The sequence below is a fragment of the Vibrio sp. JCM 18905 genome, assembly GCF_055393305.1.
On sequence record NZ_AP043878.1, the window covers coordinates 965,923 to 983,335 of the forward strand.

Here is a 17,413-nt window from a genome sequence, read left to right on the forward strand (position 1 = left end):
TCCCCACCTTTAAAACCGCTTCTGTTGTAAGTTCACCCAATCGATATCCTCGTAGGTTTGCTTGCAATGCTTGATTGCTTCGAACACGTTCCGTTTTAAATTCAGCAAGATATAAAAACCGGCTATCTCAGAATAAGCGTAGTCAGATAAATCCAACTCACTAAAAAAATCTTCCAGTTTATCTTCGAATGATTGGTAATCCTGACTGTATTGGTCGAATACGGAATCGAGTTCTTGTGTTGCTTGATGGCTGGCTAAAGCGCCCGCCATCAAAGGAATGATGGAATCGCGGTGTTGTTGGCGAAGTTGAGTAATCAACGGATTGGTCAGCAACTTTTTCTCGGCGGCCATTAAGATGTTGATATGACTACTGAGTACATCACACGCTTTGCTAAACGCGCCAATCGCTTCTGGCGTGGTTTTGTCAAAGTGTTTGTGGTTGATTTTCGAACCCCACACCTTGAGCTTTTTCGATGAAACGTTGAGCGTCACCAAATGCAAGGCCCGTTTGAGCGGCGTAATAATCGAGCTGGACTGCTTCTGATAGGAGTCAAACAGATCCCGAGTGTGCCTAAAATAGCGCTCTTTTATAGTCAAAAAGAGGTGTTCTGGTCGTGAGCTAAACGGGAAGTAGTGCGCGAAAATGATCAAGAACACCACCATGTAGAACAGCAGCATGATCGTCATGAGGATCCCGAAGTGATAGAACATGTTGTTGTCTAAACCAAGAACAAACAAGCCCACCATGTAGAAAATCGTCACTGGCCCGTTGAACAGATAAAAGCCGATAAAAGTGTAGATAAAAATGAACAGGCCAAGTTCTAACCCGAGATCCAATTGCGGAAGAATGAAGACGTAAGAAGGCACCGCGAACAAGAAGCCGAAAGTGAACAGCACAAGCAACAAAATCGGGTGCACAGGTACGAACGACAGCAAAGACATAAACATGGTCGAGAAGACTACGAACGAGTAGCCGCCTGGCGGATTGAAATAAATCCAAATCAGTCCTGCAACCCAATAAGTGACAAAGGTTTTGACCGCGGTTTTAAAGTTTTCTGCGTCCCACCATAGAAACTTGCCTTTCGGTTTTGGCAGTGGCACGTCAAAGGAGACATTGTTCGTCACAGAGTCAATGCAGCTAATGCTCTCCGCCAAACGCGACAAGTTTTGATGCATGAGCCCCAAGAGGTGCCCCAGCATAAGCGCAGATCCTTTCTCTAGGTGCGCTGCGTCTTCAAGCAACGCTTGGTTGTATTCGACTTTGAATTCTTGAGCACGAAAAGCGGGCTCTTTTTCGTCCCAGACTTGTTGGCAGGTATCAAATAGAGCGTCAATTTCCGCAACGGCTTGATCAAAGTTGCTGATGCTTTCACGGTCTTGCTGGTGGCTAAAGTGGCTGTGCGCCGCGACGGTCAATTGTTGCGTTACTTGCTTGTTCAAATGAACCGCCAAGCGCCACTCTTTCATGTAGGCCGACACGTCGCTGCATTCCACACTGACTGTGGCAAAACGCTGTTCGAGCGCATTTTGGGCGGCAAACATCTGTTCGATAAGAGAATCCACGCTAGGTTGTGGCTCTCCTGCTTCTGGATTTTCTTCTCCCTCTTGTTGAGGAGAGACTTGTCCTGCCGATTTTTGCTCGAAATTTTGCAGGATAGCGGTGAACAACGCGCGTTGTGCTTGGTTGAGTTGTTCGATGAGCTGTCTTAGATTTTGTTCTGTTTTGGTCGGGAATAAGAAAGTCCCCACGAGTGTGTAAACCACCACCCCAAACACCGTCATATAAGCGCGGTCAACGCCATAAAGAAACGCACCTTCTGCGTCACCGCCATTGGACATCATCAGCGTCATGACACCGGTCAGCATGAGTAGCGTTGGATCTTTTTGATAGGCATTACGGAAGTAAAAAATGAAAGAGACCACAACCGACACGCTCAGCATGTACAGCAAGCGGTCTTGAGCAAACAATCCCACTAGTAACAAGCCAACCACGGCGCCAACCAACGTACCGAACACGCGTAAGGTACCTTTGGCGAGTGATTCACGACGACTGCCTGTGGATGCAATCAGCATCACTGTGGTTGCGGCCGTCGATGCTTGCGGCCAACCCATGGCAAACGGGATCAGATAAGCCAGAGTCAGGCTAAGCGATACTTTAATAGCGAATTTTATTTTGTCGTTCATAGTGTCAAAGTTTGCTCAGGCTTATCGTTATAAGTTGATGAATTTCTTATGTGAATAATCAGAATCTTGTTCTGAATAAATTCGGGGGGCGGAATATAGCGGGTGAAAAAGTGTGCTTTGTAAACCCTTTGTCAAAACACAAAGTGCGTATTTGGCTCGATCTCGCGCTAGCCCTTGGCGGTATTGACGAAACGCCTAAAACGAGCAAAATCGCGATCTGTGACGATTCTCACTTTTGAAACAAAATCGTCGTGTTGTGTGAGCCAATTCTCACCTTATATCCTTCGCCTGATACTAAAGCAGGCCATTCGTACCATCTGCAATGAGCTTTGCTGCTTTAAAAAGCATAGATGATGAATGGGTATTTGAGAGGGAAAGTTATTATTTTTTATCGGCTTGCCGATTGTTCGCTTGTTTTTTTGGATCGAGATAAAAAAACCAAAGCGATACCACCAAGAATGATGCCACTGGTTAAAAGTGTATGCAGTGAAAGAGACTCGTGGAGTACGACGGTACCTAACAGCAAAGCAATGGCTGGCACGGAAAGTTGGCTGACGGCGGCTTGAAGTAAAGAGAGCTTACGCATGACTTGATACCAAAGCGTATACCCAAGGCCAGATGCAATGGCGCCAGACGTGATAGCGAGCAAGATTCCGCTCAAAGAGAGATGGATTGAGGACAGCATCAATGGTGATAGGAGTATGCCAATTATAGATGCAGCGATAAATCCCCACGTGATGCCACTACTTGGAGAAGGCGCTTGTTTGCCGAGCGCAGTAAACGCAGCCCAACAAACGCCAGAAATCAACATGAGAAGTGCAGAACTGATGTCGGGGCGAGTGGCAGATGGCAACATTAACCAAACAAAGCCAACAATCGAAAGGCCGATACCGATGATTTCGAGAAACTGAAAGCGCTCACCTTGCCACCAATAGATTGCCAGTAAAGTCAGTTGCACGGCACCAAACAAAAGCAAAGCACCGGTTCCTGTCGCCAGTTGTAAGTACGCGAAAGAGAAAAGGGCAGCGTAACCAAATAAAGCCACGCCAGCAAAAAAGCGAAAGCGAGAAGTTGGCCGATCGGTTTTCCACTGACCTCTCACGACAAGCAATGCGATTAAGGTAATCGCGCCAGATATCAATCGAACGAGAGTGAAGCTTCCTGCATCAATCAACCCTTCGGCCAATGCAAGTCGGCACAATAATGAATTGGCGGCGAACGCCAGCATCGTAATAGCAGTGAGTAAAAAGGTCGACATCCTTGGCCCTTAACGCAGAAATATGGATTGAGTGTAGCGTCAAACGACCTTTTTCATTAGTTGATAAAGTGATTAGTTATAGCTGTCAGAGCGAGAAAATCAGCAAAAATCACCAGAGAAAACCTGACCTTAGCCTGAGTGTTACTGTGGTAGGGATGGTTGTTCGTACAATGACTTGATGGTATTTTTCAACCATAGCAATTTGGGATTGTACGCATTGCGTTTATGCCAAATCATGGTAAATGGAATCAGTAACTTGTCTTGTTGAGTTTGGTCTAACGGAATTGGCAAGCACACCAAATCGAGATGCAGCTTTTCTGTGTAGCTTTTGCAATAGTGCGGCGCGGTGGTGATCATGTCATGTGTGGGCTGCGCTGCCATAAAAAGGGATTGCTCAAAGTTGGACATCGTCAGCCCGATAGAGCGCTGTAGCCCTAGTTCCGTTAACACTTCATCCAACGCCCAAGTTTCACTTTTTTCCCAAACAATATTGATGTGTTGGTAGCTCAGAAAGGTCTCGAGATTCCACTCTTGCTGTAATGCCGGATGATTTTTATGTAAATACACCATCGGCAGGTCATAAAATAGAATCTCAAAATCCAAGAAATATGGCAGAAGATCCAACGACTCTTTCGATCTCGGGTGACTTTCTCGGCCGGTAAAACCGATATCCGCCTCGCCTCGAATGATGGCGTCGAGTGAATCGTAATCCCAGTTACTGGTTTTTACTTTCGCTTCAGGGTATCGCTGGTGGATAGCGATGATGAGTCTGTCCAGCACCGTGAGCACTAATGGCGACTCAATCGTGATATCAAAACGCACTCCTTTAGGCGTAATATCGCTGCGTTTTTCTGCAATCTGGCTGCCAATTTGCAGCCATTCTGCAAGATCTTGCTCCATGCTTTGTGCCAAAGGCGTTGGCGCAAGACCTTTAGGTGTTTTGACAAACAAAGGATCATCGAACCAATGACGAAGTTTGTTGAGCGACTTACTTACGGTAGAGGGCGTAACGTTCAGCTTTTTCGAGGCTCTCGAGACGCTTTGCTCTTGCAGCAATAATTGCAGAGTGAACAGTAAGTTTAAATCAAGTCGCGCTAGGGATTTCTTCATAATGGGTATCGTGAACAGGCTTTGGAATCAATAGTATTAGAGCAAGGCTGATTACGCTACCTAACACTAAGATAAACACCAACATATTCAGAGCACTAACGCCGATGAAACCCATAAACCAAATATAGAACGCGGAACTACAAACTTGAGCAATGCCCAGTAACGAGCTTGCCACGCCAGCTTGTTGAGAGAATGGGCTGAGCGCTTGGCTCATGGCCACGCCAAAGCCACAAGCGAAGCCAGCGCAAATCAGCCCAAGTCCGAATACATAGTAAAGAGATTGTCCATCATGGAAATGGGCAGCACTGAGTACTATGGCTGCACAAGCGAGCAATACTTGAGAGGTGATCATTAAGGTTCGCTGCTTAAAAATCCCCAATGCCAATGGCGCCGAGAACGAAATCAACATGCTGATCGTCGCAGTCCCTGCCATGATGGAAGAATAGCCGCCGCGATCAAAACCAAGCATGCTCATCACGACAATTGGTGAAGCGTTAACAAAGGTCAGAATGGTGGTCACTCCAAGTGCAGTAATGATCAGCCTACTGATAAAAAATCGCTCGAAGAAAGTCTCTTGATGGCTCTCTGGCGTTGTCTGTTCTTCACCTTGTTGGCTGGGTAGTGATTCCTTGAGAACAAAAATGGCCAATACACTGACGAGAATGCCCATTCCTGCCATCGTGGTAAACAAACTCGGCCAAGGAAATTTCAGCATAATCAAGTGACCAATCACGGGAGCGATCACTGGAATGATACAGGTGATGCCATTGAGCATCGACAATACTTTCGCGCGGCGTTCATCGTCTAACGTGTCGCGTAAAATCGCGAACGCGACGACATAGCAAGATCCAGCCCCGATGCCTTGGCAAAAGCGAGCAATCAAAAAAATGTTTGGTTGTTCAGCCATTCCGCCGAGAAAAGATGCGAGCACGAAGATCATCGCGCCGACGACGGCAACAGGCTTTCGTCCCACAGAGTCTGCAATTTTCCCCGCGAATAACATGGTGGTAGCCATGCCAGCTAAATAGATAGAAAACGCAATATGCAACTGTGACTCACTGGCGTTGAGATCTGACGCAATTTGAGGCAAACCAACAAGATACAAATCAATGGCAGTAGGGTAGAGTAAAACGAGTGCAAAACTACAAAGTAAAAAACGGGACATGGAAACCTCTCTATCGAATGGCGAGGATAATAGAGTGCTAAACGTTTGCCTGCGAGTGGGAAATACGACACTAGGTATTTCTATTTACGACATACCCTGTATGAATTGAGCATAAAAACAACAAGGAAGATTATGATTACTATTGAAAAGTATTCGCCTGAGCGACATGAACACACTTCCGAACTTAGCGTGCTAGAAGAGCAATCGCAGTTTACGGTCGCGGATGTGGGTGAAATGCTGACACGTCTTGAACCCACAGAGCTTCCACATCTGATTTTGGCAGACGATGACGTGGTTGGCTTTTTTCTATTTGATGCAGCTTACAGCGAGAAATACGATTTTTGCCCGAAAAACAGCTTAGGCGTACGTGCTTTGCTGGTGGATCACCGTCATCAAGGCAAAGGCATCGCCAAGCAAGCCATTCAACAGTTTGCCGATTTCGCCAAACGTCATTATCCCGAGTTTCATGCGCTTTATCTCACCGTGAATTGCCGCAACATACCCGCTTATCAGTGCTATTTAAAATCAGGGTTTGAAGATACCAATGAGCTTTACCACGGCGGCCCCGTTGGACCGCAGCACATTATGAGACAGCCGCTTTAAGTTAGATGTTGGGTGAGTGCTTGCATATGGCATTCAAACTTTTAACTACACAATATTTTAAGATACCAGTGTCATATATACTTTATAAGTGTTTAAATGAACAATATGATGGAGTGTCTTATGGATTTTATAGAACGAGTTCAAGCTCTTTCCAAAAAAATTCCCCAAGTATCAGCGAGTTTAGCTACAGAAGAAGCAACAAAAAACGCATTAGTAATGCCATTTTTGCACTCTGTATTAGGTTATGATGTCTTTAATCCAAATGAGGTTATCCCTGAGTTTACTGCTGACATTGCTACGAAGAAAGGAGAAAAGGTAGATTACGCACTCATTAAAGATGGGGTTGTACAAATTCTTATCGAGTGTAAAAAATTTGGTGAGCCATTGGCCACTAAACATGCTAATCAATTGTTTCGGTATTTTTCAGTAACCAATGCTCGTATTGCGATTTTAACTAATGGATCTGAATATCAGTTTTATACGGACTTAGACGCTCCAAATAAAATGGATGAAAAGCCGTTTTTGACTTTGGATCTTGCCAATCTTGATGAGCACGTAATTCCCGAGGTGAAAAAGCTTACCAAGTCTTCTTTTGATGTTGAATCTGTAGTTGATGCTGCCGGCGAGCTCAAGTACCTCAATCAAATTAAAAAAGCACTTCATGAACAGTTTCAGAACCCTGAAGAGGAGTTTGTAAAATTCTTTACTTCAAAAGTGTACGATGGCGTCCAAACCGCAAAAGTCAAAGCACAGTTCATGGATATTACAACGAAGGCTCTAAAACAATTCTTGAACGACAGCATTAATGCTCGATTGAAATCTGCAATTGGTGGAGATGATAAAGCACCGATCAAGGTTGACGATAGCGTTAACGCTTTTGAAGAATCTGTTGAATCCGTTCAAGATAAACCCAAAGTTCAAACGACAGATGAAGAGATCGAGGGTTTTAATGTCGTTAAAGCGATATTGCGACAACAAGTTGATGTACAGCGAGTGTGTGCCCGTGATACGCAAAGTTATTTTGGTATCCTGCTTGATGACAACAATAGGAAGCCATTATGTCGCCTTTGGTTCAATACCAAACAAAAGTACATTGGTCTCTTTGATGAAGCTAAAACAGAAACCCGTCATCCAATCGACTCGATTGACGATATTTTCAAATTTAGCGAGCAATTACAAAGTACGCCAGCACTTTACGAATAGACTTACATAGAAATGCAAATGAAGCTCCAACACATGATGTTTTGATGTCTGTGTTGGGGCTTTTTTATTATTCAATCATCTTAGTTTCGTGCAAACCTAGGTATCTTTGAGGTTTGGATGGACATTTAACTTTAAAACATATAGTTAAGGTGATTTGGATAGTTAAAACACCAAGGATGGAAATATGAGAATTGAAATCGACAATTTAGAACGGCCGCAGGTGCTTGCGTTGTTGGAAGAGCATTTACAGGACATGTACGCTACATCGCCACCAGAGAGCGTGCATGCGTTAGATGTAAGCAAGTTGAAGTTGCCTTCAATCACGTTTTGGACGGGCTGGGATGGTGAGCTGCTATTGGGATGTGTGGCAATGAGCCAACTAGAAGATGGTCACGCAGAGTTGAAATCGATGCGTACGACGCCGTCGGCGAGAAAACAGGGCGTGGCATCCCGCTTACTCAATCACGTGATTGAGCAAGCGAAACATCAGGGGATGCAACGTTTAAGTTTGGAAACTGGGTCGATGGCATTTTTTGAACCCGCGCATCGCCTATATGAAAAACATGGCTTCGCGTACTGCGAGCCGTTTGGCGACTATCAACCTGATCCAAACAGCCGCTTTATGACCCTAGCGTTGTAGCCCGTCGCGACTAAAAGTTAAAGTAGTAATTAGCTCCTGGCGAGATGAGTGATGCACGCTCACGCGCCAGTTGTTTTCTTCTCTCTCTAATACGCTTCGCGTTGTCTTTATCTAAGTTTGCATCCAATTGATGATCAAGGCGTGATATCTCCGCATCTAACGCATTAATGCGTTGTTGACGCTGATATTCTTGATGGCCTAACTGATAGTTTTTAAGGAAAAGATCGTTAGAGCAAACGCCATAGTAGGTTTTTCCTTCTACACCCACCGTGTAACCATTGTCTGGCGAACAGTAAAGAATGGTGCCTTTATCAAAACCGTCTTGCCACTCAACGTGATTTGGCGTTACGCCTGCTTCGCGACAGTCTTTAATGTATTCGTACAAAATGTTTGGGTTGTTGCCTGAGCGGCCATCTTGGTAGCCGACGCGATACCAATCTGCGGTTTGGCATTGTTCTGGCGACATGCTGCTACAACCAGAAAGTAATGCAAACATGGCAAAGAGAAGCGCAATGCGTTTCATGAAGTGGATTCCTTGTTACTGCGTTAGGTTCGCTGATTATAAATGAACAGTGTTCATTTCCAATAGATAAAATTAATAATTACCGACTTATTGATGCGTTGTGCTTGTGAGTTTGTCGGCTTGAAGCAAAATTTTTTGCTTGTGGAACGAGCGTTGTTCGTCAGTAGTGATGTTACGAATAGAGTAGTTTGCGTGAAGGTTGAGGCGAGATTAGTGGGGTGGAATCTCTTCGTAAGCCGCATCTATAAACAGTTGCCTGCGCGAATGTTACTTTTTCTCAGAGATTCCCATATCAAAAGCCCCTCGATCGAGGAGGAATGGGACTTTCGATAATTTTACGCTTAACTTTCAAATGAAAGTTTATTGCCAAACGCGGATTTCCAGTCTTTATCAAATTGATCGACAGCCGGCTGAACTGCTGGATGAGAAAACATCTGCGCGGCCACATCGATAGGCAAGGTGATCGCTTCAATGCCTAACTTCATCACTTCCATCGCTTGTTGGGTATTCTTAAAACTCGCTGCCAAAATTTTTGCAGGCAGTTGGTTTTGATCCAGTAGCAATTGCAGGTCTGCGACCACTTCTACACCGTTTCCGTTCATCGCATCAATACGGTTCACATAAGGCGCAAGATAGTCAGCGCCGCACAATGCCGCAAGGAAACCTTGCTGAGCAGAGTAAATAGCAGTGGCGAGTACTTGAATTCCCTCTTTTTTCATTAACTTAATTGCCGATAAACCTGTTTCGGTTGCTGGCACTTTGACGACCATATCATAGGGTAATTCATGGATTTGGCGCGCTTCTTCCACCATGCCTTCTACAGTTGTGCTCACCACTTGAGCATGGAAACGGGGTGTGCCCCCTAGCGCTTCTTGCATGCCAGCTAAGGTTTGGTTCAAGCCTTGTTTTGACTTCGCCAAAATACTTGGATTTGTGGTTACCCCTTTCAGAGGTAGGCATTGGTTAAAGCGTTTTACTTCTGCCACGTCAGCAGTATCTAAATAGAGTTCGATCATGGGTTCTACCTTATACAAAATCTTCGTTTTGATGATGGGATCACTATAGATCTGACAATCCTCTGAGATCTTGATTTCGATCAATTGTAATTTCAATTGAAACTATAATAATTTCACAAAACGAAAGTTAAGTGGCAATATTTCATTATCAAGTGAAGCTTTCAGAAAAAGAAAAGCGTGAAAAGTAGAAGAGCAAACCAAGAGGCGGACAGCAATGTATTTCAATATTCAGAGGTTCTCGACCCACGATGGTGATGGTATTCGCACCATTCTGTTTCTGAAGGGATGCAGTTTGTCCTGTCCTTGGTGCCAAAACCCAGAAAGCCGCAGTGAAAAGCACTCTCTGCTGTTTGATGAGCGCAGTTGTATGGCGGACTGCCAGCTTTGTGTGTCGGCTTATAAACAAACCGTAAACGGCGACATGGCGAGCGATGGTATCCGACGCATTGACGATCAAATCATCATCAATCGAAAAGCCATGAGCGAAGCGCAGATCATAGCGCTGCGAAACGTATGTCCAACACAAGCGCTCAGCATATGTGGAGAAGCGGCGAAATCGGACGACCTGTTTGAAGTGTTGATGAAAGACAAGCCTTTCTACGATCAAAGCCAAGGTGGCGTGACATTTTCTGGTGGCGAGCCGCTGATGCAGCCAAGTCTTGTGGCAGAACTTGCCGAACGTTTGCATCAAAACCATGTGTCTACGGCGGTGGAGTCGTGCATGCATGTACCGTGGAAAAACGTAGAAAAAGTCGCGCCGTATATTGATTGCTGGTTAGCGGATCTTAAACACACCGACGAAGAAAAGTTTCTCTGCTGGGCGAAGGGATCGTTAAAACGCATCAAAGACAATTTTAGAAAATTGGCACCAATTGCCAAACGCATTGTTATTCGCGTGCCGGTTGTGGCGGGTTTCAATGACACCATTGATGAGCTCAAAGCGATCATTGATTTCGCTGCTTCTTTAGAAAGCTGTCAAGAACTTCACTTGCTGCCGTATCACACCCTCGGCATCAATAAATACCGTTTGCTCGATATGCCTTACGAGTGTTCTGACAAACCATTAAATAATCCAGAACTGCTAGAAAACGCAATGCAATACGCAAGCGAACATACTCAACTTAACGTGATTGTTAGAGGTTAACCATGGACCTACATACCCTTCCAGAGCGAATCAAAGCCCACAAATCGGCACTGGTCAACATCGTAACGCCGCCTATCTGTACTGAGCGCGCAGAGGCTTATACTCGAGCGTATCAGGCAAATGAAGACAAACCTGTGATTGTGCAACGAGCACTGGCGTTACAAGAGCACTTACGCACTCGTACCATTTGGATTAAACACGACGAGCTGATTGTCGGTAACCAAGCGAGCAAAGTACGCGCTGCGCCAATCTTCCCTGAATACACGGTGCGTTGGATTGAAGCGGAAATCGACGAACTGGCCGACCGACCTGGGGCTGGTTTTGCGGTAAGTGAAGAAGACAAACAAAGCATTCACGCCATTACGCCATACTGGCGCGGTAAAACGGTTCAAGATCGCTGCTATGGACTTTTTACCGACGAGCAACAAGAGATCCTAGCCAGCACTATCATTAAAGCCGAGGGCAACATGACTTCGGGCGACGCGCACCTTGCAGTGGATAACGAAAAAATCCTGAAGATCGGTATGAACGGTCTGTTGGATGAGGTTCGCCAGCATCGCGCTAATAACGACGTGTCGACGTATGAAGGGTTAAAGAAAGAGCAGTTTTATAAGTCCGTCGAAATTGTCTTGCTTGCGATTCAGGAGCACATGGTGAGTTACGCCGATCTCGCTCTGGAAATGGCACAAAACGAAACGCGACCAGAGAGGAAAGCGGAATTGGAGACAATCGCAGAAAACTGTCGTCATGTGGCTTTCCATGCGCCAACCAACTTCTGGCAAGCTCTGCAACTGAGCTATTTTGTGCAGTTGATGTTGCAAATTGAATCGAATGGCCACTCTGTTTCATTCGGTCGAATGGACCAGTTCCTAAACGACTACTACGTGCGTGATCTTGAAAGTGGCACGATGAACAAAGCGTTCGCCCTTGAGTTATTGCAAAGCTGTTGGTTGAAATTGCTTGAAGTAAACAAGATTCGCTCTGGTGCGCACTCAAAAGCATCGGCAGGTTCTCCGTTGTATCAAAACGTCTGTATCGGTGGCCAAAAGCTGAATGAGAATGGAGAACCTGAAGACGCCGTAAATCCGCTATCTTGGGCGATTTTAGAGTCTTGTGGTCAGCTACGTTCCACGCAACCGAACTTGAGTGTTCGCTATCATGAAGGTCTGAATCAAGAGTTCTTGATGGGCTGTATTGAAGTGATCAAATGTGGATTCGGTATGCCTGCATTTAACAACGATGAAATCGTCATTCCAGAATTCATCAAGCTTGGCGTTGAGAAAGAAGACGCTTACAACTATGCGTCTATTGGCTGTATTGAAACCGCTGTTCCAGGCAAATGGGGTTACCGTTGCACGGGCATGAGCTTCATTAACTTTGCGCGTATTTTACTGGCTGCGCTTAACGAAGGTGTGGATGCAACGACGGGCAAAGCCTTCTTGCCGCATGATAAGTCGTTGGCAAAAGGCAACTTCGAGAGCTTTGAGCAAGTCACCGCTTCTTGGGCGAAGCAAATTCGCTACTACACACGTAAATCGATAGAGATCGATACCGTAGTCGACAGTGTGCTTGAGCAGCAAGCGCAAGATATTTTCTGCTCATCGCTGGTGGATGACTGTTTGGCGCGTGGTAAAACAGTAAAAGAAGGCGGAGCGAAATACGATTGGGTATCTGGCCTGCAAGTGGGCATCGCCAATTTAGGTAACAGTTTGGCGGCGATCAAACATTTGGTGTTTGAAGAAGCGCAAATCAGCCAAACGGAACTGGCAAAAGCATTAGAAGAAGACTTCGATGGTATTGAGAACGAACAACTTCGCCAACGCTTAATCAACTTCGCGCCAAAATACGGCAATGACGACGATTATGTCGACCAATTGCTGGCTGATGCTTACCAAGTTTATATCGATGAGTTGGCGCAATTTGTCAACACACGTCATGGGCGCGGACCAATTGGTGGTGGCTACTACGCGGGAACATCGAGCATCTCTGCCAACGTGCCATTTGGCGCATCCACGATGGCAACACCAGATGGTCGAAAAGCGAAAACGCCACTGGCGGAAGGCGCAAGTCCAGCATCGGGCTCTGACCGTTTGGGACCAACGGCGGTGTACAACTCAGTCGGTAAAATTCAAGCTAATAAAATCTTGGGTGGTGTGCTGCTTAACCAGAAGTTAAGCCCAGCGGCTGTCGCTTCAGAAGGAGATAAGCTCAAGCTATCGATGCTGATTCGTACCTTCTTTAATCACCATAAAGGTTGGCACGTGCAGTACAACATCGTCTCTCGTGAAACCTTGCTGGCAGCGAAGAAGAACCCTGAGCAATATCGTGACCTTGTCGTGCGAGTTGCGGGCTATTCAGCCTTCTTTACCGCGCTGTCAACAGACGCGCAGGATGACATCATCGCCCGTACCGAACACGAGTTGTGATGGCCTCAACCCCGGTTAATGCAGAAGGCACCGATTGGTGCCTTTTGGTTTACTCTTCAATGGTTATGCCACTAGAGCCGGGAAGCTGCGACACAAAATTGGATCCCATGAGCTTAGATGGGGTGTATACACCGGCTTCAGGCTTCGTATGTAGCAGGTGTTCTACAATCGCCAGAGATCCCGTTACGGTTAAGCTGTAGCCATTGGCCGTTTGTACTCGTGCTGTTTTGCTTCGTCCGAGTTTGTTGCTTGCTTTACCCCACACATATGTGGGTAATTGGTTTCTTTGCTCCTCATTCGGTCCTTTTACGGTTCTTTCAATACGGCTTTTTATGAGACTTTGTACCCAGGTTATGCCGAGAAGGGGGCGAACCCAATTCGCTCGTTTAGCGTTTTTTATCATGTTTGGCGATCCGGGAATAAAAACATCAATATTCTCAATCCCCGTGGTGTAATAGGCGGTTGAAACATCGCCCCACGGAATGGTCATAGCAAGTTTTTCGCCGTCACCAAAATCAATGTTACGAACTTTATACGCTAGCGGAACGGTGGTGATTTTTCCGTTAAGTCGCACTTTTCCGCCTTGAGCCAAACCTTCGACAGACGTTTTCGCCGTGCCCGGAGAAAAACCAGAGCGAGAGTCAAAACCGAGAGACAAGTGTGTTGCATCTGGTAGCGCAGCTTTCAATGTGGCTGCAATGCAATCCGTTGGAATAACATCAAAACCAACACCGGAGCACAATACGACACCAGCTTCCTTTGCTTGTGATTGCAGCGTTTGTGCAAACTCAAATACAGAGATCTCACCTGTAATATCGAGATAATGTGCGCCTGCTTCTAGGCACGCTTTCATCATCGGTTTTGCCGTCGAAGAAAAGGGTCCTGCGCAGTTTAATACCAGTGATGAACCCGAAATATGTTGGACCGCGCTGCTTTTATCCTCAAGAGAAAAAGCAAGACTTTGCAGCCCTAGTTCAGCCCCTAGGCTTTGTACTTTCTCTAAACTTCTACCTGCAAGGATTGGGTGGTGACCCCGTTTTACGGCCTCTCTCGCAATCAGCTCGCCTGTATAACCATTGGCTCCGTATATGATCCAACGAGCTGGGGGTGATGTCGGTGTGTTATCTTTCATCAAAAAGCTCCTATCAATGCCTGCTTAAAGAGGTTTCTGGCCATTGGCTTTTTCTTGTTGAATTGTGGTCAAGCCTTGTTCGAATGTGGTGATTTGAAAATCTGGAAAACGAGTCTGAAACTTATCCGAAACAAAAAGGTTGTCAGATTCGTAGCGAGGCAAAAGCTCGGCTGCATCTCGAATGGTTTGATTAAATCGCCCAGCTAGCCACAATTGCCAGCGCTTGATGACTTTGTATTTCGGTTGAACGTTAAAAACCTTTGCTGCAACAGCGATAAACTCCTGATACGTCAGTCGACGATCATCGCAAGGCAAATGCCAAGTTTGTCCGTAAGCATCGGGCGTATTCCCAATTAGCGCCATCGCTCGGCTTGCGTCTGGCGTATAAATTAAGCTGCGTTTGGTGTCATCACGTAAAAACACTTTTGCGCTCTTTTGGTTAAGTAGATTATCGATAATGGTGGAATTAGTGATGCTTTGCGTTTTCCCCGGGCCGTAAAATTCCGGAGCACGACAGATAACGGCTTCGATTTCTCCTTTATTCATCGATTCTAGCAGCATGTCAGTAATGACCGCACGAATTCGACCTTTTTCTCCATTGGGCTGAAATGGTGCATCTTCTTGTTGAGGCGTATCCGTTTGCGGGTACATGTAGGTATTATCAAAGTAAACAAGCTTTGCTTGATGAGTTTTACATGCGGCGATGACATTACGCATCATTGTTGGCCACTGTTCCACCCACAGTTGGGTATCCATTGGTAGCCCTGCAGTAAGGTAAACGATACTAGAACCTTTTACGGCATCTGATGTTTGTTTCGCGTCCAGCAAGTCCGCTTTTACCAGTTGATCCGTCTCGTTGACTCGATGTGGATTGCGGCTCACCAATCGGATGTCGCTCGTAAAGTCCCGTTTTAGGCTTAATGCCAGCTCACGGCCAATTTGCCCACTTGCACCCAATATCGTTTGCATTCACCAATCTCCTGCTGTGTTGCTTTGATATTCATCCTAACGTTAAAGTTAGGTTTAAGGTCAACCCACATTTTGAAGATAAATTGGATTGATTTTTTATTGATTATAGAAACAAGGAGGTGGTACACCTGAGCTAAGAGCGAATGGTTTTTACAGACTCAATTTAGTGGCTAGCAGGGGAATTGGCGAATCTCTAACCCAACATCAAGAGTAAAGCTTCGCTTGTTAACATTGCTTTGATTTGCTGACGGCTTTACTTTTTATTTGACGGGTTTTCTTTGGTCAGAATCGTTTGTCCAAGCTGAGACATGACGCGTTTTGCATTCATTGCACAGTCCATGTCATCTGGCTTAGCTTCAATCTCTTTAAGTACTTCTTTTAACTTGCTTTTACTCTGCGCAATTTTTCGCTCAAGCTCGTCGAGCTCTTGGACTTTTTGCTGCAAGGTTGTCAATAACTGATGATGATCCCAGTTAGAAAGGTCGGATGGCAGTAAGGCACTTAGTTCATCCAAACTGAAGCCAGCTTGTTGACCCGTTGTGATCATGTCCAGAATCATTAGTGCTTCTTGCGGATACTCACGGTACCCGTTGGCTTTACGGGTCACGGTTTTTAGCAGTCCGATGCGCTCGTAAAATCGAATACGCGAGGGAGCAAGGCCCGTTTTTTGCGCCAGTTCGCCAATTTTCATATCAAGCGTGTCTCATTAGGTTGATAAAATAACCTTACCATTTCTGAACATTCTCGCCAGTTTGGTGCTTGGTCGTTTCGTTTCTTGCTTTCTTACCGTTACAGCTTGTGCAAAATTTCCACGCATTTCTTTGTGACGTCGTCGTACTCTTTTGTCATGTAAGCGGTAGTGATGGCGCCTTCTTTCATGATGCAAATGGCATCGAGTAATGATGTGTTGTCTGATTTGAGATAGCGTTGAATTAGCTCTCGAACCTGTTGTTTATGGTGGCGGCAATACGTTGCGATCTCGCCCCTGTCGTCACTGAATTCGGCGGACGTGTTGATGAAAAAACAGCCGCGAAACTCGCCCAACTTTTCCTCAGAACCATGAAACCAGCCGTTTAGCGCGGTAAACAGCTGGTCGATCACGTCTGTGCTCGATAGTGCTGATGACAGTTTCTCCTCTAGCCACGCTATGAAGATTTGGTGGCGTTGTTCTAGTGCGGCAAGGATGAGCGCTTCTTTGCTTTCAAAATGGCTGTACAGCGTGCGTTTAGCCACGCCAGATACTTTAAGGACTTCATTGATGCCAATGGAGTTGATGCCCTGTTTGTAAAACAGCGACAACGCGGTATCGATCAATAACTGTTTCTTTTTGTTCATAACTACGTCCTCAAAAAGTTCTACAAACACATATTGACAAAGGTAGACAGGTTTGTCTATTTTAATTTGTAGACAATTCGGTCTACTTTGAGGTGTTTATGAATAATTTAATTTTATCGTTGGTCGCGGGGCTTGGTGCGACATTGGCTATTGGTGTGTTGTCTTACGCCGAGGTGTCTCTTACTGAGGTGGTACTTCTCATGGCGCCATTTGGTGCTACGGCGGTGTTGGTGTTTGGGGTGCCTAGCAGCCCTCTCGCTCAACCAAAAAATGTGATCATTGGTCACTTCATTACGGCATCTATCGGTATTGCGTTTAGCCAATACGTTGAGATCACGCCAATCACGCTCGCGATTGCGACTGGGTTAGGAGTGTCAGCAATGCTGATTACGAAGACAACGCATCCACCTGCGGGCGCAAATCCTATCTTGATCATGGCCTCTGGGCAGGGGTGGAGCTTTTTGTTCACGCCAGTACTGATCGGCGCGGTGGTGATTGTGCTGGTTGGTAAGGCGTTGCAGTTGCTACAGAGTCAGTACTTAACCCCTCGTTTGAACGGTCAAAAGACCTAATTGGGATGCAAGTAAGGCCGCATTAGGGGATGACCTCTTTTGCGGCTTTTTCTTTTCGTGGAGGCTTAAAAATAAAATCTGATTCTCTCTTGTTATTCAGTCGTATACATAAAGATGTTAGTTAAATTGGTAT

16 protein-coding genes are annotated in these 17,413 nt (G+C 45.7%); 6 read left to right on the forward strand and 10 right to left on the reverse strand.

The window, feature by feature from the left end; translation table 11 throughout:
* Positions 1-9 precede the first annotated feature (9 nt).
* From ACZ5ZC_RS04195 to ACZ5ZC_RS04210, 4 genes are all read right to left on the reverse strand, one after another.
* Positions 10-2,184, reverse strand: coding sequence for an FUSC family protein (locus ACZ5ZC_RS04195; RefSeq protein WP_464931412.1), 2,175 nt, complete (start codon positions 2,182-2,184; stop codon positions 10-12).
* 388 nt (positions 2,185-2,572) lie between these two features.
* On the reverse strand, positions 2,573-3,442 hold the full coding sequence (locus ACZ5ZC_RS04200) for a DMT family transporter (RefSeq protein WP_021452935.1): 870 nt from the start codon (positions 3,440-3,442) through the stop codon (positions 2,573-2,575).
* A gap of 141 nt (positions 3,443-3,583) precedes the next feature.
* Entirely contained in the window at positions 3,584-4,552 is a 969-nt protein-coding gene (gene yidZ, locus ACZ5ZC_RS04205; RefSeq protein WP_054866820.1) for an HTH-type transcriptional regulator YidZ, read from the reverse strand.
* The gene (locus ACZ5ZC_RS04210) at positions 4,527-5,717 is read right to left on the reverse strand and encodes an MdtL family multidrug efflux MFS transporter (RefSeq protein WP_464931413.1); all 1,191 of its coding nucleotides are present in this window, start codon (positions 5,715-5,717) and stop codon (positions 4,527-4,529) included. Before ACZ5ZC_RS04210 ends, yidZ begins: the two co-directional genes overlap by 26 nt.
* Positions 5,718-5,849: 132 nt before the next feature.
* On the opposite strand from ACZ5ZC_RS04210, the gene ACZ5ZC_RS04215 reads away from it, so the two are divergent.
* The 3 genes from ACZ5ZC_RS04215 to ACZ5ZC_RS04225 all read left to right on the forward strand — a co-directional run bounded on the left by ACZ5ZC_RS04215 (position 5,850) and on the right by ACZ5ZC_RS04225 (position 8,163).
* Positions 5,850-6,320 (forward strand): GNAT family N-acetyltransferase, encoded by a 471-nt coding sequence (locus ACZ5ZC_RS04215; protein WP_258478427.1) that lies wholly within the window; start codon positions 5,850-5,852, stop codon positions 6,318-6,320.
* Positions 6,321-6,440: 120 nt separating this feature from the next.
* Positions 6,441-7,523, forward strand: coding sequence for a type I restriction endonuclease (locus tag ACZ5ZC_RS04220; protein WP_005396599.1), 1,083 nt, complete (start codon positions 6,441-6,443; stop codon positions 7,521-7,523).
* A 184-nt stretch (positions 7,524-7,707) separates the two neighbouring features.
* Entirely contained in the window at positions 7,708-8,163 is a 456-nt protein-coding gene (locus tag ACZ5ZC_RS04225; protein ID WP_062889130.1) for a GNAT family N-acetyltransferase, read from the forward strand.
* A 10-nt stretch (positions 8,164-8,173) separates the two neighbouring features.
* Here the strand turns inward: ACZ5ZC_RS04225 and ACZ5ZC_RS04230 are convergent, their stop codons facing one another.
* On the reverse strand, positions 8,174-8,686 hold the full coding sequence (locus ACZ5ZC_RS04230) for a DUF2799 domain-containing protein (protein WP_005484189.1): 513 nt from the start codon (positions 8,684-8,686) through the stop codon (positions 8,174-8,176).
* 341 nt (positions 8,687-9,027) lie between these two features.
* Positions 9,028-9,702 carry a fructose-6-phosphate aldolase gene (locus tag ACZ5ZC_RS04235; protein WP_005499892.1) on the reverse strand — a complete coding sequence of 225 codons (675 nt, stop codon included), beginning with the start codon at positions 9,700-9,702 and terminating at the stop codon, positions 9,028-9,030.
* Positions 9,703-9,916: 214 nt separating this feature from the next.
* On the opposite strand from ACZ5ZC_RS04235, the gene ACZ5ZC_RS04240 reads away from it, so the two are divergent.
* Together ACZ5ZC_RS04240 and ACZ5ZC_RS04245 are read left to right on the forward strand one after the other, a co-directional pair.
* The gene (locus ACZ5ZC_RS04240; RefSeq protein ID WP_054866823.1) at positions 9,917-10,846 is read left to right on the forward strand and encodes a glycyl-radical enzyme activating protein; all 930 of its coding nucleotides are present in this window, start codon (positions 9,917-9,919) and stop codon (positions 10,844-10,846) included.
* A gap of 2 nt (positions 10,847-10,848) precedes the next feature.
* Positions 10,849-13,272: a formate C-acetyltransferase/glycerol dehydratase family glycyl radical enzyme gene (locus tag ACZ5ZC_RS04245; RefSeq protein ID WP_464931414.1), complete on the forward strand. Its 2,424-nt coding sequence runs from the start codon at positions 10,849-10,851 to the stop codon at positions 13,270-13,272.
* 49 nt (positions 13,273-13,321) lie between these two features.
* On the opposite strand, the gene ACZ5ZC_RS04250 is transcribed toward ACZ5ZC_RS04245, so the two are convergent.
* From ACZ5ZC_RS04250 to ACZ5ZC_RS04265, 4 genes are all read right to left on the reverse strand, one after another.
* Positions 13,322-14,404, reverse strand: coding sequence for a saccharopine dehydrogenase family protein (locus ACZ5ZC_RS04250; RefSeq protein WP_395195227.1), 1,083 nt, complete (start codon positions 14,402-14,404; stop codon positions 13,322-13,324).
* 24 nt (positions 14,405-14,428) lie between these two features.
* Positions 14,429-15,373: an SDR family oxidoreductase gene (locus tag ACZ5ZC_RS04255; RefSeq protein ID WP_464931415.1), complete on the reverse strand. Its 945-nt coding sequence runs from the start codon at positions 15,371-15,373 to the stop codon at positions 14,429-14,431.
* Between the two features lie 253 nt (positions 15,374-15,626).
* Positions 15,627-16,064 carry a MerR family transcriptional regulator gene (locus ACZ5ZC_RS04260; protein ID WP_006741992.1) on the reverse strand — a complete coding sequence of 146 codons (438 nt, stop codon included), beginning with the start codon at positions 16,062-16,064 and terminating at the stop codon, positions 15,627-15,629.
* A 98-nt stretch (positions 16,065-16,162) separates the two neighbouring features.
* Complete coding sequence (locus ACZ5ZC_RS04265) at positions 16,163-16,708, reverse strand: TetR/AcrR family transcriptional regulator (RefSeq protein ID WP_152813202.1); 546 nt, start codon at positions 16,706-16,708, stop codon at positions 16,163-16,165.
* 98 nt (positions 16,709-16,806) lie between these two features.
* Here ACZ5ZC_RS04265 and ACZ5ZC_RS04270 point away from each other — a divergent pair, with 98 nt between their 5' ends.
* A complete protein-coding gene (locus ACZ5ZC_RS04270) occupies positions 16,807-17,280 on the forward strand; it encodes an HPP family protein (protein WP_006741990.1) in 474 nt (157 codons plus the stop codon).
* The last annotated feature ends 133 nt before the right edge of the window (positions 17,281-17,413 follow it).